The organism is Pseudomonas sp. LFS044 (assembly GCF_047978245.1).
Classification (GTDB): domain Bacteria; phylum Pseudomonadota; class Gammaproteobacteria; order Pseudomonadales; family Pseudomonadaceae; genus Aquipseudomonas.
Map to the genome: position 1 here is coordinate 43,851 of NZ_JBFPFX010000032.1, position 24,384 is coordinate 68,234.

Genomic DNA, 24,384 nt, shown 5'->3' on the forward strand with positions numbered 1-24,384 from the left:
CTTGAGCTCCATGGCTTCGCGCCTGCGCCTACGTCAGTTGCGGCTGCTGATCAGCCTCGACGAGCTGGGTTCGATCCACAAGGCCGCCGAGGCCATGTCGATTACCCAGCCCGGGGCGACCAAGGCGCTGAACGAGATCGAGTCGACGCTGGGCGCGGTGCTGTTCGAACGGACCAGCAAAGGCCTCGAAGCCAATGACCTGGGCCGTTGCGTGGTGCGCTATGCACGCTTGATTGGTAACGACCTTGCGCATCTGCGTGAGGAGATGCTGGGCATTCTCCAGGGGCATGGGGGACGTTTGTCGGTGGGCACCATCATGGGCGCCGTGCCGATCATGGTGGAAGGCCTGGCGCGTTTGCGCGAGAACCAACCGGACCTATCGGTATCGGTGGTAGAGGACACCAGTGACCGCTTGCTCAACCTGCTCGACCAAGGGCGCGTGGATGTGGTGATTTGCCGAACCAGCGTCAGCTCAAGGCCTACAGCCTATGAGAGCCGGGTTAAACATCAGGAGCAGTTGGTGCTGGTGGCAAACCCGGCGCATCCGCTGGCGGCCTGCGCAGAGTTGACGCTTGAGCAGTTGGCGCAATCGCGCTGGGTGGTGTTCCCGGTAAACATGCCTATGCGTCTGACCCTTGAGCGGGAGTTTCGCGAGGCCGGCTTGAGCTTCCCGCAATACCCCATCGAGACTTCGTCGACTTTCACGACCCTGTCCATGCTCATGCAAGATCGTGATCTGCTCGCGGTGATGCCGTGGGATGTCGCCAGGATGGCCCTGGACCACGGCATGCTGGTGCGTTTACCGCTGCAACTGAAGTCGCGGAGCGAGCCCTACGAGGTCGTGACCCGGGTTGGTGTCGAGTTGAGTAAGCCTGCACAGATGCTCGTAGACATTCTGACGGCCTAACCCTTTCGAGCGCCTGAATACACCGCCTGTAGCGCTCGCGGCGTGTTCTTCGGGCGGCTGTATGCCCCTCCTGGGCGCTGGCCTCCCATCGGCCATGGCGGCTTCATGATTGACAACCTAGCGCTGGAACCCGCAGTGCGGCTGGTCTAGTCGTTTCCAGTACTTGTAACCAGCACCTTGTAGAGCGGTTCACCATCGCGCAGCCGCGCCAGCAAATCGGGCTCAGTAAGATCGGCATGCAGCGCTTTGTCTATTACGGTTGCCAGCTCTCCCGCTGGCAAGATGAGCACACCGTTGTCATCGGCCAAGACAAGGTCGCCTGGGTTCACCGTAACACCAGCGCAGTTCACTGCCACATTCACCTGGCTTGCGGCGCTTGCGATCAGCTTGGTAGTCAGCTGCGTGGTGCCGCGGGCGAAGACCGGTAATTGGCAGGCACGCAGTTCGTTGATGTCGGTAACTACGCCATCAACGATGATGCCGGCTGCACCTGCGCAGCGAGCCGCGAACTGCGTGACGGCGCCAACGCAAGCGTGGGCATGGTCACCCGCCATGTCGATCACCAGAGCGTCGCCTGGCTGCAGGGAGACCAGGGCGCGATTGACTGCGATGGCATCCGGCTGTGCAAGCCGCAACGTCACTGCCCGGCCGACAATGCGTCCGCCCGGTACCATTGCGCGGACTTCATGGCTGACGAACCCTCGTTCGAGGAAGTGGCCCAGTGTGGCGAAGCTGACTTCTCGCAGCTTTGCGATCAGATCGTTGTCGGTCATTGCCCACGCTCCATGTCGACCAGCTCGGCTATACAGTCGATTTCCAGGCTCACGCCCCACAACTGCACGCAGACGGTTGTACGAGCGGGTGGTGCATGGCCAAGGATTTCCTTGTACACCTCGTTGAAGGGCACCAGTTGATCGGGGTCTGTCAGGTAGGCGTTGACCTTGACGATGTGGGACAGGCTGGAGCCCGCCGCTTCGAGGATCGCGGCAAGGTTGGCGAAGGTCTGCCTGACCTGGTCTTTGAAATTGTCGGGCTGCTCTTCCAGGCTGCCCAGTGATGGAATCTGGCCGGCGGTGAACACCAAGTGGCCGCTGACCACGGCTTGGGAATACGGGCCTACTGGGCTGATAGTGCCAGGGGCGCTGTGGATGCGTTGCATTGAGAACTCCTTGGAGCGAAGGCGTGCCACCGGCTCGCCGGCAGCACTGGGTCAGAAATCAGAAAAGCGCCAGGGTGTAGCTGACGATGAGTCGGTTCTGTTCCTGGTTGGGGTCGATTTCGGAGTGCAGCAACCCGTGGCGCCAAGCCAGGCCGAGGCCTTTGAGTGCACCGGCCTGCACGACATAGTCCAGGCCGATATCCCGCTCCCATTCGCTCGCGTCATTTGCGCTGGTGGTGCGGATGTCGTCACCCTTGAGGTACATCAGGGCGAACTTCAGGCCAGGTACGCCGGCAGCGGCGAAGTCGTAGCTGTACTGGGCGAACGCGGTACGCTCGCCTGCTCGGTTGAAGCTCGCGAGCATCCGGTCGGTGTAGAGGTAGACACTGGCACCCCCTGCGCCCTTGCCGCTGAGGGAGCCCTGATTCGGCTGGACGAAGTTGCTTGCATCCGACACCTCCTGATAGCCGCCCATCAGCGCGTGGCCCTGGACGGAATAGGTCAGCGCGGCGCTCCAGGTGTGGTTATCGATCTTGCCGTCACCGTCCTCGGTGTAGCCCCCCACGCGGTACCCACTTGCACGACCAGCAGCGGAGTCGTTGGCTCCATCGGCGACGGTGCGAAAGTAACGCAGATCAGTCCGCAGCGATTGGCCTTCGGGGAGCGCAAGCGTGTGGGTGAGGCCTACGAAGTGCTGGGTGTAATAGTCCTCGAGGTTGGCAACGTAGTATTGCGCCGTGAGTTGCTTGCCGAGCCGGTAGTCGCCACCCGCGAACAGGAACTGGTCGCTCTCACGGGAACCTCCCGCTACCGCCAATCCAGTGCGGTCACTGGAGGCGCGACCCGTGGCACGGTTCAGGCGCCCGCCAGTTAGCGTCAGGCCATCCAGGTCGGTGGAGGTGATCTGCGCCCCCTCGAACGTTTGGGGCAGCAGGCGACCATCGTTGTAGGTCAGCACCGGAAGCTTGGGCATCAGCGTGCCGTATCGCAGTTCGGTGTTGGCGACTTTCAGCTTGGGTGTCAGGCCCAGGCGGCTCCACTGTTGAGCCGCGCCCGAGCCGTCATCGGGGATCATGCTGCTGCCACGGTGGCGACCATCCCCGCTATCAAGCGTCACGCCCATCAATCCCAAAGCATCCAAGCCTATGCCTATTGGGCCATTGGTATAGCCAGATTTGAAATCGAAGACGAACGCTTGTGCCCATTCCTCGGTTTTGCTCTGGCCAAGGCTGCCAGCTTGATCGCGGAAATCGTTGTTGAAGTAGAAATTTCGCAGACCAAGATTTGCATGGCTGTCTGCCACCAGGTCAGCCTGAGCGAAAGGAGAGAGGGCGAATACGCCGGCACTCATCAGGTATTTTTTCATCGTGAAAACTCTACAAACGGAACTGGGAAGCGCCCGCTCCAAAGGCGAGCATTTCGGGGGTACGGCACGGACTTACTGCCGTGCTTGATCGATATCCCGTTCGAAGGTCTCGGTGAGTAGCAGTAGAGCGATCAGAGAGACTGCTGCTGAGCCGATCATGTACCACGCAATCGATGAGCCGGTGCCAGTCCAAGACAGCAACGCGGTGGTGACCAGAGGGGTAGCGGCACTCCCCAGCAGGCCGGAAAGCATGTAGCTGATCGAAAGCCCTGAATACCTCACTCGAGTGCCGAACAGCTCGGCAAGGAAGGTGGCGATGGGGCCGTAGTTGGCCGCAAATGCAGTCATCATCAGGAAGTAGCCGGCGAAGGCCAGGCCCAACACTTTGGTGTCCATCAGCCAGAACATTGGGAAGGCCACGAGTGCCTCAGCGATGATCCCGCCGATGATGATCGGCTTACGTCCGATCCGGTCGGAGAGTGACCCAAAGAACGGGAGCATGCCGATACAGGCTGCACAGGAAACCAGCACCACCGTGAGCATTTCGCCCCGTGTGAAGCCCAAGGTCTGGGTGCCGTAGGTGAGCCCGAAGGCCACAATGAGGTTGTAGGAGGTGCCAGTGGACATGGTTGCCACGCCACCCAGGACAACCTGTTTCCAGTATTTGCGGAACACTTCGAAGAGAGGCACTTTGACCTGGGTGCCTTTGTTCTCTACTGCTTTGAACGACGGCGTTTCATGGATGTTCAGGCGGATGTACAAGCCCAGTCCGATCAGCAGAACACTGAGCAGGAATGGGACACGCCATCCCCAATCCAGCAGCTGTTCGTTGCTCAGCGTTGTGGCGAACATCAGGAATACGAGATTGGCCAGCATCGTACCCGCCGGTACGCCGATCTGAACCCACGATCCGTACAGCCCACGCTGATGTTTTGGCGCGTGCTCCACGGCCATCAGCACAGCGCCGCCCCATTCCCCACCCAAGGCCAGGCCCTGGATAATTCGCAATGTCAGCAACATGATCGGCGCCCAGATGCCCACCGACTCGTAGCTTGGCAACAGGCCGATGGCGAACGTGGCCGCACCCATGGTCAGCAGCGAAATCAGCAGCATCGATTTACGTCCCAGGCGGTCACCGAAGTGACCGAAGAGCGCGGCGCCGATCATCCTGGCACCGTAGGCTGAAGCAAAGGTGCCGAAAGCGAGGAGGGTGCCTACCAGGGGATCAAAGCCTGGGAAGAAGATTTTGTTGAATACCAGGGCCGAGGCCGTGGCGAAGAGGAACAGGTCATACCACTCAACGGTGGTGCCGATCACACTGGCGACCGCGACTTTTTTCATGTCGGCGGTGCGTTGTGGTTGCGTGCTGGCAACCTCGGTGTACGCAGGGCTGGTCATTGCCATTTTCTCCCGAAAGATGGGTTCTGGTTGTTATTGGCAGCTGAAGATGGAGCGGCTATTTCTTGTTTTTGGGCAAAGCGTTCCCGTGGGCCCAGCTTTCTTGAATTGGCTGGGCGCCTGGGTGGATCTGGCTAAGTCAGCGCCGGTCGGCGCGGTTCAGCACGGCGTTGAGCAATACGTCGCAGCCCATGGTCACGTCGTTGGGCAAGGCGTCTTCGGCTTCGTTATGGCTCAGGCCGCCGACGCAGGGGATGAACACCATAGTGGTTGGGCAGTGACGGGCCAGGTGAATGGCGTCATGGCCGGCGCCGCTGACGATTGGCTGGTACGGGTAGCCCAGGCCTTCGATGGCTTTGCGTACTGCATCGATGCAGGCCGGGTCGAACGGCGTGGCCGGGCTCAGCCAGTGGCGCTCGATCTGGACTTGCAAGCCACGCTTGGTGGCGATCTGGTCGATGAGTGCACGGGCGCTGGCTTCCATGTCAGCGATGGCGGCGTCTTCGTGATGGCGAAGGTCGAGGGTAAACGCCACGTGGCCAGGGATGGTGTTGCGGGAAGAGCGGGCGATCTGCAATTGGCCAACGGTAACGAGACCTTTGGGTGCGAAGTCGCGTGACAGTTGTTCGAGTGCGGTGATCATTTCTCCCACGCCGAACAGGCAGTCGCGGCGCAAGGGCATGGGCGTGGTGCCAGCGTGAGCGGCCTGTCCACTGATCTCGATGTCCAGCCAGCAAATCGCTTGTCCACCCATCACCAGGCCTACGGGCAGGCCTGCATCTTCCAGGATTGGGCCTTGTTCGATATGTGCTTCGAAGTACGCGTCGAACTCACGGCCCAGAGCAAGCTCACCCGCATAGCCGGTTTGTTCCAACGCTTCGGCCACGCTGACGCCTTCAGCATCGCAGCTGGACAGCGCTTGGGCGAGGGGCAGCTCGCCCGTGAACACCGCGGAGCCGAGCATGGCAGGCGTAAAACGAGCGCCTTCTTCGTTCGTCCACACCGCAATTTCCAATGGGCGCTCAAGCTGCAGGCCTTTGTCCTGGAGGCTGCGTACCACTTCCAGGCCGGCAAGCACACCGTAGATGCCATCGAAGCGACCGCCCTTCGGTTGAGTGTCCAGATGGCTGCCCATGACCACAGGGGGCAGGGCGTCATTGCGGCCTGGCAGGCGGGCGAACAGGTTGCCGATCGCGTCGACATGGATGCTCATGCCGGCCTCGCGGCACCAGCTCGCGAACAGCTCGCGTCCATCTCGGTCTTCTTTCGACAGTGCCAGGCGGCAGTTGCCGCCCTTGGCAGTCGGGCCGACCTTGGCCATGTCCATGAGGCCGTCCCACAGCCGTGTGCCATTGCATGTATGCATGATATGAATCCTCAAACAGGCGGTGGGATCAGTATCCGAGCGCGGGGTCTACTTGGTTCAGGAGGGGTTCAGCGCAGGCCAGGCGCCGAGCGTTCTCGGCCACTTGCTGGGCAATGCAGTCGTGAGACGCGCATGAGGCCATGTGGGGTGTGACGACGATGCCCGGCGTGCTCCAGAGGCGGCTGTCCAATGGCAGCGGTTCTTTTTCGAACACATCCAGCAGCGCACCGCGCAGTCGGCCTCTGTTGATGGCGTTGACCAGGTCATCCACCTGCAGGTGTTGCCCGCGTCCGCAGTTGATCACTGCCGCGTTCGGCGCCAAGGCTTCAAAGGTTTTCTGGCAGAGAATGCCGCGAGTGGCATCGGTCAACGGCAGCAGATTGATCAACAGGTCGAGGCCATCCAGGAATAGATCGAACGCCCCAGCGCCTGCGAATGTGCGCACGCCGTTCAGCTGCCTGGCACTCCTCGACCAACCTCGGACCGCATATCCGGCCTCGGCCAACTCGCCGGCAATGGCGCCTCCCAGGGAACCGAGCCCCATCACACCGATGCGGTATTCGGCAGCGAGGCGTTGAGGGTGACGTTGCCATACCTGTTGCTGCTGTTGGGCAAGTGCTCGGTCGAAGTCCCGATGGTAGTGGATGACCGCCCAGCGAACGTACTCCGCCATGCCTTGGCGGTGAGCTGGGTCTACGACTCTGCACACTGGCAATGCTGGCTGGCTCGGGTCGTTGGCCAGGTGATCAACACCAGCAGCCACCGAGTGAATCAGCTTCAGGTTGGGTAATGCGCTGAGGCTGCCTACTGGAGGGAACCAGCAAGCGGCTACCTGTGCCTCCTGGGCAGCGGGATCGTTGGCCAGCACCACACGTAGCTGGGGAGCGCTGCGCGCGAAGGCAGACTGCAGTTGGCCCAGAAGTGCTTGGTCAGTTGAAAGCAATACCAGCGGCTTCATGAGCAGTACGACTCGCGTTGCTGTTCGATCAAGGTCAAGGCAGCGTCCCAGCTCAGGCTGATGATTTGCGCAGACTCGTCGCGTTGGAACTGTGCGGCGGTGTGGCGGCACACTTCTTCGCTGGGGTAGATGAGCTTGCTGCCGCCGGCCAATGCTTGCACTTGCGCCTGGCAGGCGCGTTCCAGGAAGTGAATCTCGTGGAAGGCCTCGGCAACACTGGCGCCGCCGGCCAGCAGGCCATGGTTGCGCAGGATCATCGCTTTGTGGGTGCCAAGGTCGGCGATCAGGCGCTCACGCTCATCCAGGGACAGGGCGATGCCCTCGTATTGGTGGTACGCCAGCTTTTCGTAGAACTTCAATGCATGCTGGCTGATCGGCAACAACCCGTGCTCCTGGGCCGAGACGGCGATTCCGGCGGCGGTATGGGTGTGGATCACGCAGTGCATGTCCGGTCGTGCCATGTGAATCGCTGAGTGGATCACGAAGCCAGCAGCGTTCACCCGGCGCTCGCCATTGGCCTGGTCGACGACATTGCCATGTTGGTCGATGCGTACCAGGTCGCTGGCACGCATCCGGTCGAATATCACCCCGTATTGGTTGATCAGGAAGTGATGCTCAGGCCCAGGAATACGCAGGGTGATATGGGTGTCGATCAAGTCGGTCATGCGAAAGTGCGCAACCATTCGGTACAGCGCGGCCAGTTCGCAGCGTGCCTGCCATTCGACATCGCTGATGTTGTGCGGCTTGCTCATGAAAACTCCTGATTTAACGAGCGATGGCGGGGATGGGTTGCTGCTGCTCGCCACGTAGGCGAGAGAGACCACAGACGCCGATCAAGGAAAGCGTGGAGAGTGCGGTGAAGAACACGGCGAGTGGCAGCCACTGGCCGGCGAAGCGGTCGGCCAGCAGGGTGCCGATGATCGGCGTGCTGCCCCCGGCGATGGCGCAAATCAACTGGTAGGCCAGAGAGATCCCGGAATAGCGCAGGTGGGCAGGGAAGGCTTGGGTCATGTAGCCGGCGATCACCGCATACAAAGCCGAGAGCGTGACAACTGCCATGGCGATACCGGCTGTCATCAGCACCAGGTTCTGGGTGCCGACCAGCATGAACATGGGGTAGGGCACAGCCATGCACAGCAGGGCTACCAGTTTGAGGAAGCGGCCTTCGCCGATGCGTTCAGCCAGCAGCGCGGCCAGTGGCTGGGTCAAGAACTGCAGGATGGTCACCAGGAACAGGCAGTCGAGGATGGTTGCTCGAGGGATACCCTGATAGGTGGTCACGTAGGTGATCATGAAGGTGTTGGTGAAGAAGAAGCCTGCGGAGCCGATGGTTACTGCGAGGGCGGAAAAGAGGATCTGCCTCCAGCAGTCACGCACCACTTCCAGCACCGGGTATTTGACGACTTCTTGCTTGGCCTTGGCGGCTTGGAACTCAGGGCTCTCTTCTACGCCGAATCGAATTGCCAGGCCAACCAGCATCAACACGCCACTGGCCAGGAACGGCAGGCGCCAACCCCAGCTGAGGAACTCTTCGGGTTCCAATGTAGACACCAGGCGGAACGCGATGAGAGCAAGGAGTAAGCCTGCTGGGCTACCGAGCTGAGCGAATGACGCGTAGAACACTTTGCGTTTGGCCGGAGCATGTTCACTGGCCATCAGGACGGCACCACCCCACTCACCACCGACGGAGATCCCCTGGACAATGCGCAGGGCAATCAGCCCGATAGGTGCCCAGATGCCAGCACTGGCGTAGCTGGGCAGTAGGCCGATGCCCGTGGTGGCCAGGCCCATGAGAACCATGGTGACCAGCAACATTTTCTTGCGGCCCAGACGGTCACCCAAGTGGCCGAAGACCATGCCTGCCAACGGACGCGCAACGAATCCCACTGCGAAGGTGCCGAATGCCGCCAAGGTGCTGAGCAAGGGGTTGCTGCTCGGGAAGAACACTTGGCCCAGGACGAGCGCAGCCGCCGTGGCATAGATGTAGAAGTCGTAGAACTCGATGGTGGTGCCGACAAATGCGGCAGCCGCCGCACGACGCGGCTGGTTTGACGTATGCATGCAAGGCCCTTCTTGGAGTTATAGGCAGGTGGGCAGGTTTGGCTAAGCCGGTCGCGCTCTGTTGGCGCTTTCGAGATTTATCGCCTTGGGCCTATGATTAGTCAATTTGCTAATTCTTATCCGTCGTATTAGCACCGCTACTAATAGGTCACTCAATGAATCCACCAACTTCACGATCTGATGCTTTGGTCAACAAATGGGAAGGGCGTCGATTCTTGAACGACCGCCTGGACTGGAACCTGCTGCGTACCTACCTTGCGATTGGCCAAGAGGGCAGCATCAGCAGAGCTGCAGCCAGGTTGCACGTGACCCAGTCTGCGGTTAGTCAGGCGCTGAGGCGTCTGGAAGAGCAGCTCGGCTGCGCGCTCATTCTCCGAGGTGGTCCGCGTTTTGACCTTACGGCTGCCGGGGAGGAAGTGTTGCGCATTGCCATCGATATTTATGGGGATGTATCGCGCATCAGCGCCGCGGTGGAAAAGGAAAGCGATGACGTAGTAGGCAAGGTGCGAGTGCTGAGCGTCAGTCGAGTGCAGTCACAGCTCTACGACGATTTCCTGGGCGATTTCCACGAGGCGCATCCACGTGTAGAACTGGAAATCGATGTCATGCGCAGCGCCGATATCATCAGCTCTTTGCTGCAGAAAACGGCCACAGCCGGCGTCGGCCTGTGTCGCATTCCGCAGCCCAAGCTCGAGCAACGTCTACTTGTCAGCCAGCGTTATGCGTTCTTCTGTGGCGTGCGGCATCGATTATTTGGGCGCAGCGATGTGACGCTCGAGTCGCTTCGTGGGGAGAATTTCGTGAGTTTTGTCAGCGACCAGTTGGGCGGCAACCTGTCGCCGCTTGCGATGTTCCGTGACCAGCATGGGTTCACCGGGCGCATCGTTGCATCGTCTCCTAGCGTAGAGGAAGTTCAGCGGCTGGTTTGTGCGGGGTACGGAGTAGGCTGCATGCCTGAACACCTCCTCCATGAAGATGTGGAAAAGGGGCTGCTGTGGCGGTTGCCGCCTGCAGAAGGCATCGTCAACGCAGATTTGCACTTGCTCTGGAACAGGGAGCAGAGGATGACCATGGCCGAGACGGTGTTCCTGGAAAGCTTCCAGCATTGTCTAGCTCAGGCCTTGCTTGCCTGATCAGGTGTGCTCGAGCAGTTGCTGCACCAGCCACTGCCCAGCCGGCCCCAGCGGGTGGCCGCGTGACCAGACCACATCCATGGCGACGCGCCGTGGGTAACCCGCCACTGGCAATTCCACCAGGCCACTGCCGAAGCGCGACACCAGCGCCCTGGGCAGCTCGGCCCAGCCAAAGCCGCGCACGGCGAATTCCAGCAAGGTCAGGTAGTCGGGCGCCGACCAGGCCTGGCCGCGCCCGCGGTGCAGGCTAGGGGCGTAAGTCCGGATATACAGCTGGCGCTCGTTCTCCAGGTGCTGCGGTTGCACTGCCGCCAGCGTGGCCAGCGGGTGCCCGGTGCCGACATACAGGGCAAACTCCGCCTGCTCTGGCAGGCGTGCCACGGCCACGTCGGCCGGGTACTGCGGCTGTGCGGCGAGGATGCCGATGTGCGCCATGCCCTGCTGGATCATGTCGATCACGTCGGCGTCCTCGGCTGGCCCGCAGCGCAGCTCGGTGTGCGGGTAGCTGGCGGCGAAGCGGCTGATCACCGCGCCCTGGAACGTCACGCTGTAGCTGTCGGACATCACCACCGACACCAGTGGCTCGACCTGCCCGGCCAGGCGCACCGCCAAGGCATCCAGCCTGGCGCTGGCATCGAGGATCGCCTCGACGTGGCCCAGCACCTGGCGGCCCGCTGCGTTGAGCGTAGGGTGGCGGCCTGCGCGGTCGAACAGCGGGCAACCCACATCGGCCTCGAAGTTGGCGATGGCGATGCTGATGGTGGACTGGCTCTTGCGCAATTTGCGCGCCGCAGCGGAGAACGAGCCGAGGGCGGCGGCTTCGACAAAGGCAACGAGGGCTTCGGGCGAGTAGCGCATAGGTATTGATAAAACCGATAGGTGCTATGTGGTGAGTATCAGTTCCATCAAAGAAAATGTGAAGCACGAGGTCATTATCTGGATGGAATTTGTCATGAAAAAAGCCGCTTTCACCGAACGTCTGGTGCATGCCATTGGCTATGAAGTCTTTGCCGTGCTGCTGTGTGCGCCGCTGTTGTCGTGGATCATGGGCAAGTCGCTGGCCACCGCCGGTGGCCTGGCAGTCACGCTTTCGCTGATCGCCATGGCCTGGAACATGGCCTACAACGCGCTGGTCGACCGCTTCGTGGTGACCCCGCGCATCCAGTGGAAGGCGTTATCGCGTTTCGTTCACGGTTTGGGCTTCGAGGCGGGGCTGGTGGTGTGGTGCCTGCCAGTGGCGGCCTGGATGCTCGAGATTTCGCTGTGGCAGGCGTTCATGGTCGAGCTGGGCTTCTTCGTGATCATTCTGCCCTACACGGTGGTCTACAACTGGGCGTTCGACCGTGCTCGGTACATGATCGAGCAGCGGCGGGCAGCCGCCTGAGCAGACAAACGAGCAAGTCGCATCAGGCTGTGAGAGGATGTCCGCCAACCCAGCCATAAGGCCAGACAGGACCCCGAACACAAGCCTGATGAAGACGCCAAAACGAATCGAACCGCTGATTGAAGACGGACTGGTCGACGAAGTACTGCGACCCTTGATGAGCGGCAAGGAAGCTGCCGTCTACGTGGTGCGTTGCGGCGCCCAGGTACGTTGCGCCAAGGTCTACAAAGAGGCCAACAAACGCAGTTTCCGCCAGGCCGCCGAGTACCAGGAGGGCCGCAAGGTGCGCAATAGTCGCCAGGCCCGGGCCATGGCCAAGGGCAGCAAGTACGGCCGCAAAGAGGCCGAGGATGCCTGGCAGAACGCCGAAGTGGCGGCGCTGTTCCGCCTGGCCAGTGCCGGGGTGCGGGTGCCCAAACCGTTCGACTTCCAGGACGGCGTGCTGCTGATGGAGCTGGTGACCGACGCCGACGGCGACGCCGCGCCACGCCTGAACGACGTGCACCTGGAGGCCGAGGAGGCGCGTGAGTACCACGCCTTCGTCATTCGCCAGATCGTGCTGATGCTGTGTGCCGGGCTGGTGCATGGCGACCTGTCGGAATTCAATGTGTTGCTGGGCCCTGACGGCCCGGTGATCATCGACCTGCCGCAGGCGGTGGATGCCGCCGGCAACAACCATGCGTTCAGCATGCTGCAGCGCGACGTGGCGAACATGGCCCACTATTTCGGGCGCTTTGCCCCGGAGCTGAAAGACACCCGCTATGCCCAGGAAATGTGGGCGCTGTACGAGGCGGGTGAGTTGCGTGCCGACAGCCCGTTGACCGGCGAATTCGCCGATGACGAGCATGAAGCGGACGTGGGTGGGGTCATGCGCGAGATCGAAGCGGCGCGCTTGGATGATGCCCGCCGCCGCGCTGCCCTGGCTGAAGCCGAGCATGGGCCGGTGAAGGCTGAAGAACCACCGCCGCCTTGGTTGCAGTAATGGAGTGGCGGTACTGGCCTCATCGCCGGCAAGCCGGCTCCCACAGGGTGGACGGACCCAGGATTCGGCAGCGCTGCGCTCCCTTGTGGGAGCCGGCTTGCCGGCGATGAGGCCAGATTGGCCACCGCACATCCCGGCTATTACCCCCCGCGCAAGACACAATCTCGTCACCCAGCCTTTTCACTGGCGCACAACAGGCATAAGGTGTACGCCGTCCGTATTCCCTGGAGCTGTCATGTCCAACATCTTCCCTTCCGTTCGCCCCCGCCGTCTGCGTCAGAACGAGTCCCTGCGCACGATCTTCCAGGAGACCGAGTTCCGCCTCGAAGACCTGATCCTGCCGATCTTCGTCGAAGAAGGCATCGACGACTTCGTGCCGATCTCCAGCATGCCCGGGGTCAACCGCATCCCTGAAAAACTGCTGGCCCAGGAAATCGAGCGCTACGCCCGTGCCGGCATCAAGTCGGTGATGACCTTCGGCGTTTCGCACAACCTGGATGCTACCGGCAGCGACACCTGGAACGAGAATGGCCTGGTGGCGCGCATGGCGCGCATCTGCAAGGACAGCGTGCCCGAAATGGTGGTGATGTCCGACACCTGCTTCTGCGAATACACAAGCCACGGCCACTGCGGCGTGCTGCACGACCATGGCGTGGACAACGACGCCACCCTGGCCAACCTGGGCAAGCAGGCAGTGATCGCGGCAGCGGCCGGTGCCGACTTCATCGCGCCGTCGGCGGCGATGGACGGGCAGGTCCAGGCGATCCGCGGTGCACTGGATGCCGCAGGCTTCCACGACACGGCGATCATGGCCTATTCCACCAAGTTCGCGTCGTCGCTCTACGGCCCGTTCCGTGAGGCCGGCGGCACTGTGCTCAAAGGTGACCGCAAGGCTTACCAGATGAACCCGATGAACCGCCGCGAAGCCGTGCGCGAGTCGCTGCTCGACGAGCAGGAAGGGGCCGATGTGCTGATGGTCAAGCCGGCCGGTGCCTACCTCGACGTGATCGCCGACATCCGTGCGGCTTCGCGCCTGCCGCTGGCGGCGTACCAGGTAAGCGGCGAGTACGCGATGATCAAGTTCGGCGGCCTGGCCGGTGCCATCGATGAAGGGCGTGTGGTGCGTGAAAGCATCGGTGCGATCAAGCGTGCCGGTGCCGACCTGATCCTGACGTACTTCGCCATGGACCTGGCGCAACAAGGGATCTGACGCTAAAAGCAGCAAGAAATCGCTTTGCGTGGAATTATTTTGTGTCCCTGTGTATCTGATGCCAAAGAGCCACAGCTACAGGGACACTGGAATGAAATCACGCAAGAAAAGCGTCAAGCCGATTGGCTTGAAAGACATCACCATCGTCGACGACGCCAAGATGCGCAAGGCGATCACCGCTGCGGCGCTGGGCAATGCCATGGAGTGGTTCGACTTCGGCGTCTACGGCTTCGTCGCCTATGCCCTGGGCAAGGTGTTTTTCCCCAACGCTGACCCCAGCGTGCAGATGATCGCGGCCTTGGCCACCTTCTCGGTACCGTTCCTGATCCGCCCGCTGGGCGGGTTGTTCTTCGGTGCCCTGGGCGACAAGTTCGGCCGGCAGAAGATCCTTGCCGCGACCATCGTGATCATGTCGCTGAGCACCTTCGCCATCGGCCTGATACCGTCCTACGCCTCCATTGGCATCTGGGCGCCGATCCTGCTGCTGTTGGCGAAAATGGCCCAGGGCTTCTCGGTAGGCGGCGAATACACCGGCGCTTCGATCTTCGTCGCCGAATACGCCCCGGACCGCAAGCGCGGCTTCCTGGGCAGCTGGCTGGACTTCGGCTCGATCGCAGGCTTCGTGCTGGGCGCGGGCGTGGTGGTGTTGATTTCCACCATACTCGGCGAGGAGAAGTTCCTCGAATGGGGCTGGCGCCTGCCGTTCTTCCTGGCGTTGCCGCTCGGCATCATCGGCCTCTACCTGCGCCATGCGCTGGAGGAAACACCAGCGTTCCAGCAGCATGTCGAGAAGCTTGAACAGGGTGACCGCGAAGGCCTGGCGTCGGGGCCCAAGGTGTCGTTCAAGGAGGTTGCCACCCAGCACTGGCGCGGCCTGGTGACCTGCATTGGCGTGGTGATCGCCACCAACGTCACCTACTACATGCTGCTCACTTACATGCCCAGCTACCTGTCGCACAACCTGCACTACAGCGAAGACCACGGCGTGCTGATCATCATCGCGATCATGGTCGGCATGCTGTTCGTGCAGCCGATCATCGGCCTGCTCAGCGACAAGTGGGGCCGTCGCCCGTTCATCATGGTCGGCAGCGTAGGCCTGTTCGTCCTGGCCATCCCTGCGTTCATGCTGATCAACAGTGGCGTGCTGGGGGTGATCTTCGCCGGGTTGCTGATCATTGCGGTGATGCTCAACTTCTTCATTGGCGTGATGGCGTCGACGCTGCCGGCGATGTTCCCCACGCACATTCGTTACAGCGCCTTGGCCAGCGCCTTCAACATTTCGGTGCTGATCGCCGGCCTGACCCCGACCCTCACCGCGTGGCTGGTGGAAACTACCGGCGACCTGTACATGCCGGCCTACTACCTGATGGTGATTGCTGCAATCGGCCTGATCACCGGCGTGACCATGAAAGAGACCGCCAACAAGCCGCTGCGCGGTGCCGCACCTGCCGCTTCGGACATAGAAGAGGCCCGCGAGCTGTTGCAGGAGCACCACGACAACATCGAGCAGAAGATCGAGGACATCGACGAGCAGATTGCCGAGCTTGAGGCCAAGCGCAAGTTGCTGGTGCAGCAGCACCCCCGCATCGATTAAGGTGGGGGTCTGTTCTCTCAGTAGATTATCTATATGGCCGAGGGTTTTTCCGCGCTGCCGCCGCTCAATGGCTTGCGGGTATTCGAGGTGGTGGCGCGGCACCTCAACTTTCGCCTGGCGGCGCAAGAGCTTGGAGTCACCCAGGCGGCAGTGGCGCAGCAGGTTCGCGGGCTGGAGGCCAACCTTGGGATCAAGCTGTTCGAGCGGCTGCCCCGGGGCCTTGGCCTTACGGGTGCCGGCCAGCGTTACAGCAGCGATATCCGCAGCGCCTTCGCCCTGATCAGCAGTGCCACCCAGGCACTCAGGCCCGACGGCGCGCAGCTGACCATCAGCGTTACCCCGACCTTTGCGGCGAAGTGGCTGATCCCTCGGCTGTCGTCATTCGCCGAGCAACACCCCGGCATCGACCTGCAGGTGCTGGCCACCGACCGTCTTTCACAGTTTCGCCCGGAGGGCGTGGACATTGCCGTGCGCTACGGGCGGCCGCCGTTTGGCCCGGCGCTGAATACCGAGCTGTTTCTGCAGCAGCGCATCGTGGCGGTGGCCAGCCCGGCATTGTTGCAGGCACAGGGCGCACCGGCGGATCTTCAGCAGTTGCAGCGTTACACCTTGCTGCACGACGCCCACAACTTCTGGCCCGACTTCATCAGCGAGGTATTCCTGCAGCCGCTGCAGGCATCTGCGCGCAATGTGCGTTTCAACCAGACGGCGTTGGCAATCGACGCGGCCATTGATGGGCAAGGGTTGGCGCTGGCCAGTTATCATTTCGTGCAGCGCGATATCGCGGCGGGGCGCCTGGGGCTGGCGTTCGACCACGAGCTCAGCCTGGACCAGGCGTTCTACCTGGTGTGGCCGCGCACTGCCTATCAGCCCCCGGCACTGGACACTGTGCGTGCCTGGTTGCTTCAACAGGCGTCTTAGTCAGTAGTTTTTCTATCGAGTGTTTGAAGGTTTGCTGCCTCTCTCGAGGCGGGAACCGGGTGCTAGTCTGGGCCCATCACTCATTCAGAATAACGTTCGACCGGGAGGCTTCATGGCTATCGAAAAAGTAGCAATCGTGATCGCAGGTGGCAGTGGCATGGGCGCAGCAGCGGCGCGGCGCCTGGCTGCCGACGGCTTCAAGGTCGGCATCTTGTCGTCGTCGGGCAAGGGCGAGGCGCTGGCGCACGAGTTGGGCGGTATCGGCGTAACCGGCAGCAACCAGTCCAATGACGATATCAAGCGCCTGGTCGATGCTGTGGTGGCCAAGTGGGGCCGTATCGATGTACTGGTCAACAGCGCAGGCCACGGCCCGCGTGCGCCGATCCTGGAAATCAGCGACGAAGACTGGCATCAGGGCATGGAAACCTACCTGCTCAATGTCATCCGCCCGACCCGCCTGGTGACGCCGATCATGCAGCGTCAGCAGGGCGGGGTGGTCATCAACATTTCCACCGCCTGGGCGTTCGAGCCCAGCGAGATGTTCCCCACGTCGGCCGTGTTCCGCGCGGGCCTGGCGGCGTTCAGCAAGATTTTCGCCGACAAGTACGCCGCCGAGAATATCCGCATCAACAACGTGCTGCCGGGCTGGATCGACAGCCTGCCGGCCACCGACGCCCGCCGCGACAGCGTGCCGCTCAAACGCTATGGCACCTGTGAGGAAATCGCCGCGACCGTGGCGTTCCTCGCCAGCGATGGCGCGGCGTACATCACTGGGCAGAACATCAAGGTCGACGGCGGCATTACCCGCAGCATCTGAGGTTGCCTGGCCAGGCCTCATCGCCGGCAAGCCGGCTCCCACAGGGGGTGCGGCGCTGCAGAAGCTGTGGCCGGCAATTCGGCTACCATAGAACAAACGCTAACTTACTGATTTGGCGGGGGCCCTGTAGGAGCGGCTTCAGCCGCGAACACCGGCGAAGCCGGTGCCATCCACCGCAGCGCCTGCTTCGCGGCTGAAGCCGCTCCCACAGGGTACGCGGCGCGCTCGCGGGCTTTGATGAAGCCGTTCAGGGCAACAACTTTTCCCGGGCGAGGGTGCCTTTGAGGGTGCGCTCCACCACATCGACCAGCACCATGGTCTGGTGGTCGACTTCGATGTTGATCAGCTCGCCAGCTTTGTAGTTGGCGAAGGTGGTCTGGCGCAGGGTCTCGGGGATCAGGTTGATGGTGATCAGCGTGTCGTCCACCTCGGCCACGGTGAGGCTGCAGCCGTTGACGCCGAGGAAGCCACGGGGGAACACGTACTTGGCCCACTCCGGCGGCATACGGAACTGGATGAAGGCGCCGGTTTCCTTGATCGACAGCTCGACGATCTCGGCGGTGGAGGCAATGTGGCCGGCCATCAGGTGCCCGCCGATTTCCGCGTTCATCTTCGCTGACCGCTCGATGTTGACGCCCTGGCCGGCCTTGAAGAAGCGCAGGTTGGTGCGTTCCAGGGTGGCGGTCATGGCATCGAATTTCACCTGGGTGCCATCGATTTCAGTGACCGACAGACAGGTGCCTTCAACACTGACGCTCGCGCCGATCTTCAGCTCTTCGAGCAGCTCCGGGGTGAGGTCGATGGTGAACTGGTTGTGGCCCGGGTAGGTGTTTACCGCAAGCAGAGGGCGAACGGCCTGGACGATGCCGGTGTACATGGATGGGCTCCTGGCGTGGAAAATGATTGCCCGGAAACTATGCCGGTAAGGCCAGGAATGCAAGCAGTGGCACCCGCAACGCCATCCCTGTGGGAGCGGCCTTGCAGGGGCGGGTCGGCAAGGGCCGCAAAGCGGCCCCCGTTTCTGCGGCGCCGCAATTGGTGTCGGGCCTCTGCGCGGCCCCGCCGGGACACAAGGCCGCCCCTACAATAACCGTGGTGTCAGCGTGTTCATACATGCCCACTGCTGTTCACGATCCTCAGGCACAGGGCTTCATAGGGGTCCAGGTTGACCACCAGCCGCCCATCCTCGGTCAGGTCGCCCTCGACCGTCTCGTTGATCATGTCCACCACCGTCCCCGGTGTGAAGCCGGTCAGCACCAGCTCTTCGGCGATCACCTCCTGGCCAAAGTTCAGCGCGCTGATCTGAATGCCGCGCCCGGCCGGCAGTTCGTGCACCATCACCAGCAACCCGGGGCTGCTGACCTCGGGTACCAGCACCTGGCGGCTGGCAGCGATACCGTAAGCCTGGCGCACGGCGAGCAGTTTTTTCACTTTGCTGGCGAACGAATCAGGGTTTTCCAGCTGGCTGTCCAGGCTGCCGTACAGCGAGCGCGCCCGCGGCATGCCGCGCACCGACGCTTCGGCCTGCGGGTCGAGCCCGGCCAGGTCATAAGCGCCCCGGTGGATCCAGCGGGTATCGCCGTCGAGCATCCTCTCGGCCACCGCCTCGGCCGGTAGCGGCAGGGCACCTACCATGTCCCAGCCCGACAGCGCGACCACCCCGGGTTGCATGGCGTTGTACATCACCAGCAGCAAGTGCACCTTCTGGATCAGCTCGATATCCGCCGCGCCGATCTGTTCCAGGTCACGAATGCCCAGCGCCGCCGTGATCAGGCTGGCAGTGGTGCAGGAGATGCCATTGGTGACGAAGCGCAGGTTGTAGGGCGCATGCTCACCCGACAGGCGTTCATAGATTTCTTCGCGGATGTGCTCGCGCAGGATGTTGCCGGGCAGGGTCTGGCCCTTGAACAGGTACATGTCATGGGCATGCAGGGTCCAGAAGTGCACCAGCTCGACGGTGAGCTCGTCATGGTTCTGCAGCGCGTGGATCAACGACGCCGGGTCGATGCCCAGGCCATGCATTTCCTTGAGCATCAGCCGCAGGAATTCGGTGTCGCCGGTCAGCAGGGCATGTTGATAGGCGGGGCGGGTGATGAAGTCGTAGGACAGGTCGGCGCCGCCCTTGGACATCTGCGCGATGTCGTCCAAAGTGAGGTTCAGCTCCTGAAAACTGAAGCCACCGGCTTTGCGGATCATGCCGCCGATGATCTGGTTACCGACGATCGACAGCGGGTGGCTTTCCGACCAGGCAGTGCCGCTGGCGCGTGTTTCGACCCCGAGAAAGCCGTTGGCATCCAGGCGCAGGCCGCGCGCGCCCAGACAGTCCAGCGCGTGCAGGGCATCGCCGATGATCATCTGCTGGGCGGCAAAGCTTGGGTCCAGCCAGTTGAGCGACGGTTGGCCCTCCTTGAAGTAGTGCAGGTACACCCAACGCCGGGTCTTGCCGTCGACGCCGGTGATGGGCGGCGTCGCGCTCCAGTCGGTTTCCTTGACCCCCGGTTCGAAGAAGATCACCCGTTGCAGCTGGCCGACGATGTAGTGGCGCGCCTTGAGCTCGTCGCACTGGGCCGGCAGCAGGTTGACCGCATCACGGCCTGGCGGCACCTCGGGCAGCAGCGGCCAGTCTTCCTCGCGGACCTCGACCATGTGGTAAAGCCCGGGGTAGGCGCCATGGGCCAGCTCGGCCAGGCGAAAATCGGCGCCCTTGCCGGTGTGCGAGGGGATCAGGTCGTCGATGGTCACGGCGTTGTGCGCCGCCGCCATGCGGCTCATCTGCACCAGCTCCTGTTCGTTGCCGTAGAGCGGGTCGATGTCGAAGCTGATGCGGTCGAAGTTGCCGTCCACGCTGGGCGTGAAATCGCGCCCGCTTACACCACCGGACTGCTTGATGGGGCCGGTATGTATGCCTTGCACACCAATCTCAGACAAGCGCTTCCACAAGGTTTCGTGGCCCAGGGCGCCGAGCACCGAGCAGCCTTCGGGGGCGATGATGGCGTCGGGGTAGACCGTCAGCCACACCGAAGCGATGTCGGTGGCGCGGCGCGGTTGCGCTTCGGCGTAGGGGTTGAGCCACAGGCGTGACTGGCCCGAGTACAGCCGGGCCCGCTCCTGCGAGGCCTTGAGCATGGAGCGCTCTTCGAGCCATTTGACGTATGACGGGTCGGGTGAAGTCATTTCGCGTCCTCTCTGCGTGTCGGCAACCGGCTCAAGGTATGACGATAGTGGACGCTGAACGTTCGGCTGAGGTTTTCCTGGCGGGCATTGTGCCGGGCTGCTATCGCCGGGCCGACAGCTGCTGCGGCGCCAGGAAGGCATCGTGGAAGTAGTTGCGCAGCGCCTGCATCGCCGGGCTGAACGCCCGCTCGCGGTGCCAGGCCAGGCCGACACTCATGGGCGTGACCGGGTCGCTGATGGTCACGGTTTCGATGCGCTTGCCTTCCAGCGACCAGGGCCGGTGCACCAGGTCCGAGAGGATCGCCACGCCGCTGCCATTGGCGACCATGCTGCGCACCGCCTCGACCGAGCTGGTGCGTACACGCACGCTGGGGCGTTGCTTGGCCAGTTCCCAGTAACGCATGGCGCTTTGTTCGGCTTCGTCCACGGTGAGCAGGATGAACGGCTCGTGGGCGACGTCCGCCAGGCTCACCGCCGAGCGCTCGCACAGCGGGTGGTGGCTGGGCAGCCACAGCCGGCGTTCGGAGTTGAACAGGGTTTCGGAGACGATATCCGGGTGGGTGAGGTTGGCGGTCAGCACCACGGCCATGTCGAAGCGGCCTTCGAGCAGGCCTTGCTCGATGGCGCTGCGTTCTTGCTCGTGCACCTCCAGGGTCACGTCCGGGTGCCAGTGCTCCAGGCGTTGCAGGTGGTGCGGCAGGAAGTAGCCGAGCACCGTGTAGCTCGCTGCCAGGCGCAGCAGGCCGCTGGCGCGCACGTCGGGCAAGGGGCTGTTCAGCGCATCGTCGACGCTGCGCAAGATCACGTAGGCGCGGTTCAGAAAATGCCGCCCTGCGTCGGTCAGGCTCATGCCCTGGGGGGAGCGCTGGAACAACAGCGCGCCCAGCATGGCCTCCAGTTCCTTGATCGCCGTGGTCACTGCCGACTGGGAAATGTTGAGGTGGATCGCCGCTTGGGAGATCTGGCCGATTTCGGCGGTGGCGACAAAATAACGGACCTGGCGCAGGGTCAATGACACGAAGGCACTCCCGGGTATCTGATTTTCAGAAGATACCCTATCTGTTTATAGATCTTCCCAAGGGGTAGCAGAGAATCTAACGTGGCTTGCACGCAGTCACAAGACCAGGAGCGCAGTCATGCAGGCAGTAGACTTCAACTCGGACATGGGCGAGGGCTTTGGCCCGTGGACCATCGGCGACGGTGTCGACAATGAGCTGATGGCCTTCATCAGCTCGGCCAATATCGCCACCGGCTTTCATGCCGGTGACCCGGGCACCATGCGCCGCACGGTCGAGCGGGCCAAGGCGCTGGGCGTGGCGGTAGGCGCCCACCCAGGGTTCCGTGACCTGGTCGGTTTTGGCCGTCGGCATATCAACGCACCGGCCCAGGAACTGGTCGACGACATGCTCTACCAGCTCGGTGCGCTGCGTGAAATTGCCCGTGCGCAGGGCGTCAGCCTGCAGCACATCAAACCGCATGGCGCGCTGTACATGCACCTGGCCCGCGACGAAGAAGCCGCCCAGCTGCTGGTGCAGAACCTGCGGGTGATCGAGCCTGAGCTGTTGCTGTACTGCATGCCTGGGTCGGTGATCTGCCGCGTTGCCCAGGCACTGGGCCAGCCGGTGGTGCGTGAGTTCTACGCCGACCGTGAATACGATTTGAGCGGCTCCATCGTGTTTACCCGAAATGTGCGTGGCTACGAGCCGCAGGCGGTCGCCGAGCGCGTGCTGCGCGCCTGCCGGGAAGGCGTGGTGCGTACGGTAGAAGGCCAGGACCTGGCCATCGAATTCGATTCCATTTGCCTGCACAGCGATACCCCGGGCGCACTCTGCCTGGTCGAGGCCACGCGGGCGGCGCTGGACGCCGCAGGCATCGAGGTGCGCACACCCCGTTGAGTTTCATGGGCGGCCGATGCGCAGACACCGGTGCCACCGCACAGCATTGTTTTTGCCTGCCTTACGATAAAGATTCCAAAAAAGGAGCAGACATGGCCGAGCCGCTTGCCAGTACCCCGATCCGCTATAGCTTCGGTGCCGACGAGCACCTGTTCGCCGAGGTCAGCGACAGCATGTCGCTGCAGGCCTTCTTCAAGGGCATGGCCGTCACCCGTGCGGTTGAGCGCCTGGCGCTGGAGGGCGTGCTCGACATCTGCCTGGCCAACGCCTCGTTCCAGATCCGTTTCGACCCCGACCGCATCGCCCCTGATGCGCTGCTCGAAGCCGTACGCGGCGCCGAGGCCGAGGCGGTGGCCGAGCGCTCGTTGCACACCCGCATCATCGAGATTCCGGTGCTGTACAACGACCCCTGGACCCATGAAACCCTGATGCGCTTTCGCGACCGCCACCAGGACCCGAGCAGCACCGACCTGGAATACGCGGCGCGCATCAATGGCCTGGCCGACGTCGAGGCGTTCATCGCTGCGCACAGTGGTGCGCCATGGTTCGTGTCGATGGTCGGCTTCGTCGCCGGCTTGCCGTTCATGTTCCAGATGGTCGAGCGCGAGCGCCAGTTGCAGGTGCCCAAGTACCTGCGCCCGCGCACCGATACGCCGAAGCTGACCCTCGGCCATGGCGGTTGCTTCGGTTGCATCTATTCGGTGCGTGGGGCAGGGGGCTACCAGATGTTCGGTGTGACTCCAGCCCCCATCTACGACCCGCAGCAGACCCTGAACTACCTCAAGGCGCACATGGTGTTCTTCCGCCCGGGCGACATCGTGCAGTTCAAGCCCATCGACCGCCAGGCCTACGACCAGGCCGTGGCAGAGGTCGAGGAGGGCCGTTTCGACCTGCGCATTCGCGCGGTGGAGTTTTCCCTCGATGCATTTCTCGCCGACCCGGTCGGCTATCCCAAGTCGTTGCAGGAGGCGCTGGCATGATCAAGGTACGCAAACCTGGCCTGGCGACTTCGGTGCAGGACCTCGGCCGCGAAGGCTATTACCACCTCGGTATCCCGCCGTCCGGCGCGCTCGATCAGTACGCGTTGTGCGCCGCCAATCAGCTGGTTGGCAACCCGGCAGGTGCGGCCGGGCTTGAGTGTGCGCTGGTAGGGCCGGAGTTGGAGTTCACCCAGGATGCCCTGGTGGCGGTGTGCGGCGCGCAGATGCCGGCGTTGCTCGATGGCCGTGAGCAGCGGCCTGATACCGCGTTTGCAGTCCGGGCTGGGCAAGTGCTGCGCTTGGGCTTTCCCACGGCTGGGGCGCGGGCCTACATTGCGGTGGCGGGCGGGATCGATGTGCCGCAGGTGCTGGGTAGCCGCTCTACATACGCATTGGGGGCGCTGGGTGGCTTCAATGGGCGCAAGCTGGTGGCCGGTGATGTGCTGCCGGTCGGCGTGCCCAGCGGCAAGACCCGGGCCGGTGCCAGCCTGCCCATGGCTTTGCGCCAGGCGTTGGGCGGCGAAGTGGTGTTGCGGGTGGTGCCGGGCTTGTACTTCCACCGCCTGACCGAGGCCGCAGCGAAGCGCTTCTTTACCGATGCCTGGACGGTCGGCTCCGAGGCCGACCGCATCGGCTACCGCTACCGCGGTGGCGGCGCGTTGAGCTTCCAGCCGCGTGAGCAGCCGTTTGGCGCAGGCTCGGACCCTTCCAACATCGTCGACAGCTGCTACCCGATTGGCTCGATCCAGGTACCGGCGGGGCTGGAGCCGATCATCCTGCACCGGGATGCGGTGTCGGGTGGGGGCTACGCCATGATCGGCACGGTGATCAGCGCTGACCTGGACTTGGTCGGGCAGATGCAGCCTAACCAGCAGGCGCGGTTTTTGCCGGTGAGCATGGAAGAGGCGCTTGAGGCGCGGCGGTCGTACAAGAAGAAGCTGGGGTATCTGGGCAGGTTGTTCAGCTGATCTGCCAGGCCAGCGGTTCCGGCGCCCACAGTATCCGCTGCGCTGCGGACCCTGTGGCAGATTACCCAGCCCTTCGGGCTGCGCTGTCGCGCAGAGAACAAAGCCCGCGAG

Annotated in this window: 23 protein-coding genes; 11 read left to right on the forward strand and 12 right to left on the reverse strand. The window is 62.7% G+C overall.

All coding sequences use genetic code 11. The features are described 5' to 3' along the window. The first annotated feature begins 10 nt into the window (after positions 1-10). On the forward strand, positions 11-907 hold the full coding sequence (locus ACNQPL_RS22670) for a LysR family transcriptional regulator (protein ID WP_416467959.1): 897 nt from the start codon (positions 11-13) through the stop codon (positions 905-907). A gap of 146 nt (positions 908-1,053) precedes the next feature. Here ACNQPL_RS22670 and ACNQPL_RS22675 read toward each other — a convergent pair whose 3' ends face one another. From ACNQPL_RS22675 to ACNQPL_RS22710, 8 genes are all read right to left on the reverse strand, one after another. Then, a complete protein-coding gene (locus ACNQPL_RS22675) occupies positions 1,054-1,680 on the reverse strand; it encodes an RraA family protein (RefSeq protein ID WP_416467960.1) in 627 nt (208 codons plus the stop codon). Then, positions 1,677-2,066, reverse strand: a complete 390-nt coding sequence (locus ACNQPL_RS22680) for a RidA family protein (protein WP_346613085.1) — start codon at positions 2,064-2,066, stop codon at positions 1,677-1,679. The genes ACNQPL_RS22675 and ACNQPL_RS22680 overlap by 4 nt, the downstream gene beginning before the upstream one ends. A gap of 58 nt (positions 2,067-2,124) precedes the next feature. Continuing rightward, positions 2,125-3,432, reverse strand: coding sequence for an OprD family porin (locus ACNQPL_RS22685; RefSeq protein ID WP_416467961.1), 1,308 nt, complete (start codon positions 3,430-3,432; stop codon positions 2,125-2,127). Between the two features lie 72 nt (positions 3,433-3,504). Beyond that, entirely contained in the window at positions 3,505-4,830 is a 1,326-nt protein-coding gene (locus ACNQPL_RS22690; protein ID WP_416467962.1) for an MFS transporter, read from the reverse strand. Positions 4,831-4,969: 139 nt separating this feature from the next. Further along, positions 4,970-6,196 (reverse strand): Zn-dependent hydrolase, encoded by a 1,227-nt coding sequence (locus ACNQPL_RS22695; protein ID WP_416467963.1) that lies wholly within the window; start codon positions 6,194-6,196, stop codon positions 4,970-4,972. A gap of 28 nt (positions 6,197-6,224) precedes the next feature. Beyond that, positions 6,225-7,154 carry a 2-hydroxyacid dehydrogenase gene (locus ACNQPL_RS22700; RefSeq protein ID WP_416467964.1) on the reverse strand — a complete coding sequence of 310 codons (930 nt, stop codon included), beginning with the start codon at positions 7,152-7,154 and terminating at the stop codon, positions 6,225-6,227. After that, positions 7,151-7,906 (reverse strand): class II aldolase/adducin family protein, encoded by a 756-nt coding sequence (locus ACNQPL_RS22705; RefSeq protein WP_346613090.1) that lies wholly within the window; start codon positions 7,904-7,906, stop codon positions 7,151-7,153. Before ACNQPL_RS22705 ends, ACNQPL_RS22700 begins: the two co-directional genes overlap by 4 nt. A 13-nt stretch (positions 7,907-7,919) precedes the next feature. Then, a complete protein-coding gene (locus ACNQPL_RS22710) occupies positions 7,920-9,215 on the reverse strand; it encodes an MFS transporter (protein ID WP_416467965.1) in 1,296 nt (431 codons plus the stop codon). Between the two features lie 155 nt (positions 9,216-9,370). On the opposite strand from ACNQPL_RS22710, the gene ACNQPL_RS22715 reads away from it, so the two are divergent. Then, positions 9,371-10,348: a LysR family transcriptional regulator gene (locus tag ACNQPL_RS22715; protein WP_346613092.1), complete on the forward strand. Its 978-nt coding sequence runs from the start codon at positions 9,371-9,373 to the stop codon at positions 10,346-10,348. Here ACNQPL_RS22715 and ACNQPL_RS22720 read toward each other — a convergent pair whose 3' ends face one another. Beyond that, positions 10,349-11,206: a LysR family transcriptional regulator gene (locus ACNQPL_RS22720; RefSeq protein ID WP_416467966.1), complete on the reverse strand. Its 858-nt coding sequence runs from the start codon at positions 11,204-11,206 to the stop codon at positions 10,349-10,351. Between the two features lie 94 nt (positions 11,207-11,300). Between ACNQPL_RS22720 and ACNQPL_RS22725 the strand changes: the two genes are divergently transcribed. The 6 genes from ACNQPL_RS22725 to ACNQPL_RS22750 all read left to right on the forward strand — a co-directional run bounded on the left by ACNQPL_RS22725 (position 11,301) and on the right by ACNQPL_RS22750 (position 17,256). Beyond that, on the forward strand, positions 11,301-11,732 hold the full coding sequence (locus ACNQPL_RS22725; RefSeq protein ID WP_416467967.1) for a multidrug/biocide efflux PACE transporter: 432 nt from the start codon (positions 11,301-11,303) through the stop codon (positions 11,730-11,732). Between the two features lie 88 nt (positions 11,733-11,820). Beyond that, on the forward strand, positions 11,821-12,714 hold the full coding sequence (locus ACNQPL_RS22730; RefSeq protein WP_346613095.1) for a PA4780 family RIO1-like protein kinase: 894 nt from the start codon (positions 11,821-11,823) through the stop codon (positions 12,712-12,714). 235 nt (positions 12,715-12,949) lie between these two features. After that, on the forward strand, positions 12,950-13,924 hold the full coding sequence (gene hemB / locus ACNQPL_RS22735) for a porphobilinogen synthase (protein ID WP_346613096.1): 975 nt from the start codon (positions 12,950-12,952) through the stop codon (positions 13,922-13,924). A 91-nt stretch (positions 13,925-14,015) separates the two neighbouring features. Next, positions 14,016-15,518: a glycine betaine/L-proline transporter ProP gene (proP, locus tag ACNQPL_RS22740; RefSeq protein ID WP_346613097.1), complete on the forward strand. Its 1,503-nt coding sequence runs from the start codon at positions 14,016-14,018 to the stop codon at positions 15,516-15,518. 33 nt (positions 15,519-15,551) lie between these two features. Continuing rightward, positions 15,552-16,439, forward strand: coding sequence for a LysR substrate-binding domain-containing protein (locus tag ACNQPL_RS22745; RefSeq protein WP_416467968.1), 888 nt, complete (start codon positions 15,552-15,554; stop codon positions 16,437-16,439). A gap of 112 nt (positions 16,440-16,551) precedes the next feature. Then, the gene (locus ACNQPL_RS22750) at positions 16,552-17,256 is read left to right on the forward strand and encodes an SDR family oxidoreductase (RefSeq protein ID WP_346613099.1); all 705 of its coding nucleotides are present in this window, start codon (positions 16,552-16,554) and stop codon (positions 17,254-17,256) included. Between the two features lie 247 nt (positions 17,257-17,503). On the opposite strand, the gene ACNQPL_RS22755 is transcribed toward ACNQPL_RS22750, so the two are convergent. The 3 genes from ACNQPL_RS22755 to ACNQPL_RS22765 all read right to left on the reverse strand — a co-directional run bounded on the left by ACNQPL_RS22755 (position 17,504) and on the right by ACNQPL_RS22765 (position 21,448). Then, on the reverse strand, positions 17,504-18,133 hold the full coding sequence (locus ACNQPL_RS22755; RefSeq protein ID WP_346613100.1) for a riboflavin synthase subunit alpha: 630 nt from the start codon (positions 18,131-18,133) through the stop codon (positions 17,504-17,506). Between the two features lie 230 nt (positions 18,134-18,363). After that, positions 18,364-20,430 carry a maltose alpha-D-glucosyltransferase gene (gene treS, locus ACNQPL_RS22760; RefSeq protein ID WP_346613101.1) on the reverse strand — a complete coding sequence of 689 codons (2,067 nt, stop codon included), beginning with the start codon at positions 20,428-20,430 and terminating at the stop codon, positions 18,364-18,366. Between the two features lie 100 nt (positions 20,431-20,530). Further along, on the reverse strand, positions 20,531-21,448 hold the full coding sequence (locus tag ACNQPL_RS22765) for a LysR family transcriptional regulator (protein ID WP_346613102.1): 918 nt from the start codon (positions 21,446-21,448) through the stop codon (positions 20,531-20,533). Between the two features lie 118 nt (positions 21,449-21,566). On the opposite strand from ACNQPL_RS22765, the gene ACNQPL_RS22770 reads away from it, so the two are divergent. The 3 genes from ACNQPL_RS22770 to ACNQPL_RS22780 all read left to right on the forward strand — a co-directional run bounded on the left by ACNQPL_RS22770 (position 21,567) and on the right by ACNQPL_RS22780 (position 24,273). Next, positions 21,567-22,325 (forward strand): 5-oxoprolinase subunit PxpA, encoded by a 759-nt coding sequence (locus ACNQPL_RS22770; RefSeq protein WP_416467969.1) that lies wholly within the window; start codon positions 21,567-21,569, stop codon positions 22,323-22,325. A gap of 92 nt (positions 22,326-22,417) precedes the next feature. Further along, the gene (locus ACNQPL_RS22775; RefSeq protein WP_416467970.1) at positions 22,418-23,305 is read left to right on the forward strand and encodes a 5-oxoprolinase subunit B family protein; all 888 of its coding nucleotides are present in this window, start codon (positions 22,418-22,420) and stop codon (positions 23,303-23,305) included. Beyond that, complete coding sequence (locus tag ACNQPL_RS22780) at positions 23,302-24,273, forward strand: biotin-dependent carboxyltransferase family protein (RefSeq protein WP_416467971.1); 972 nt, start codon at positions 23,302-23,304, stop codon at positions 24,271-24,273. Before ACNQPL_RS22775 ends, ACNQPL_RS22780 begins: the two co-directional genes overlap by 4 nt. Positions 24,274-24,384 lie beyond the last annotated feature (111 nt).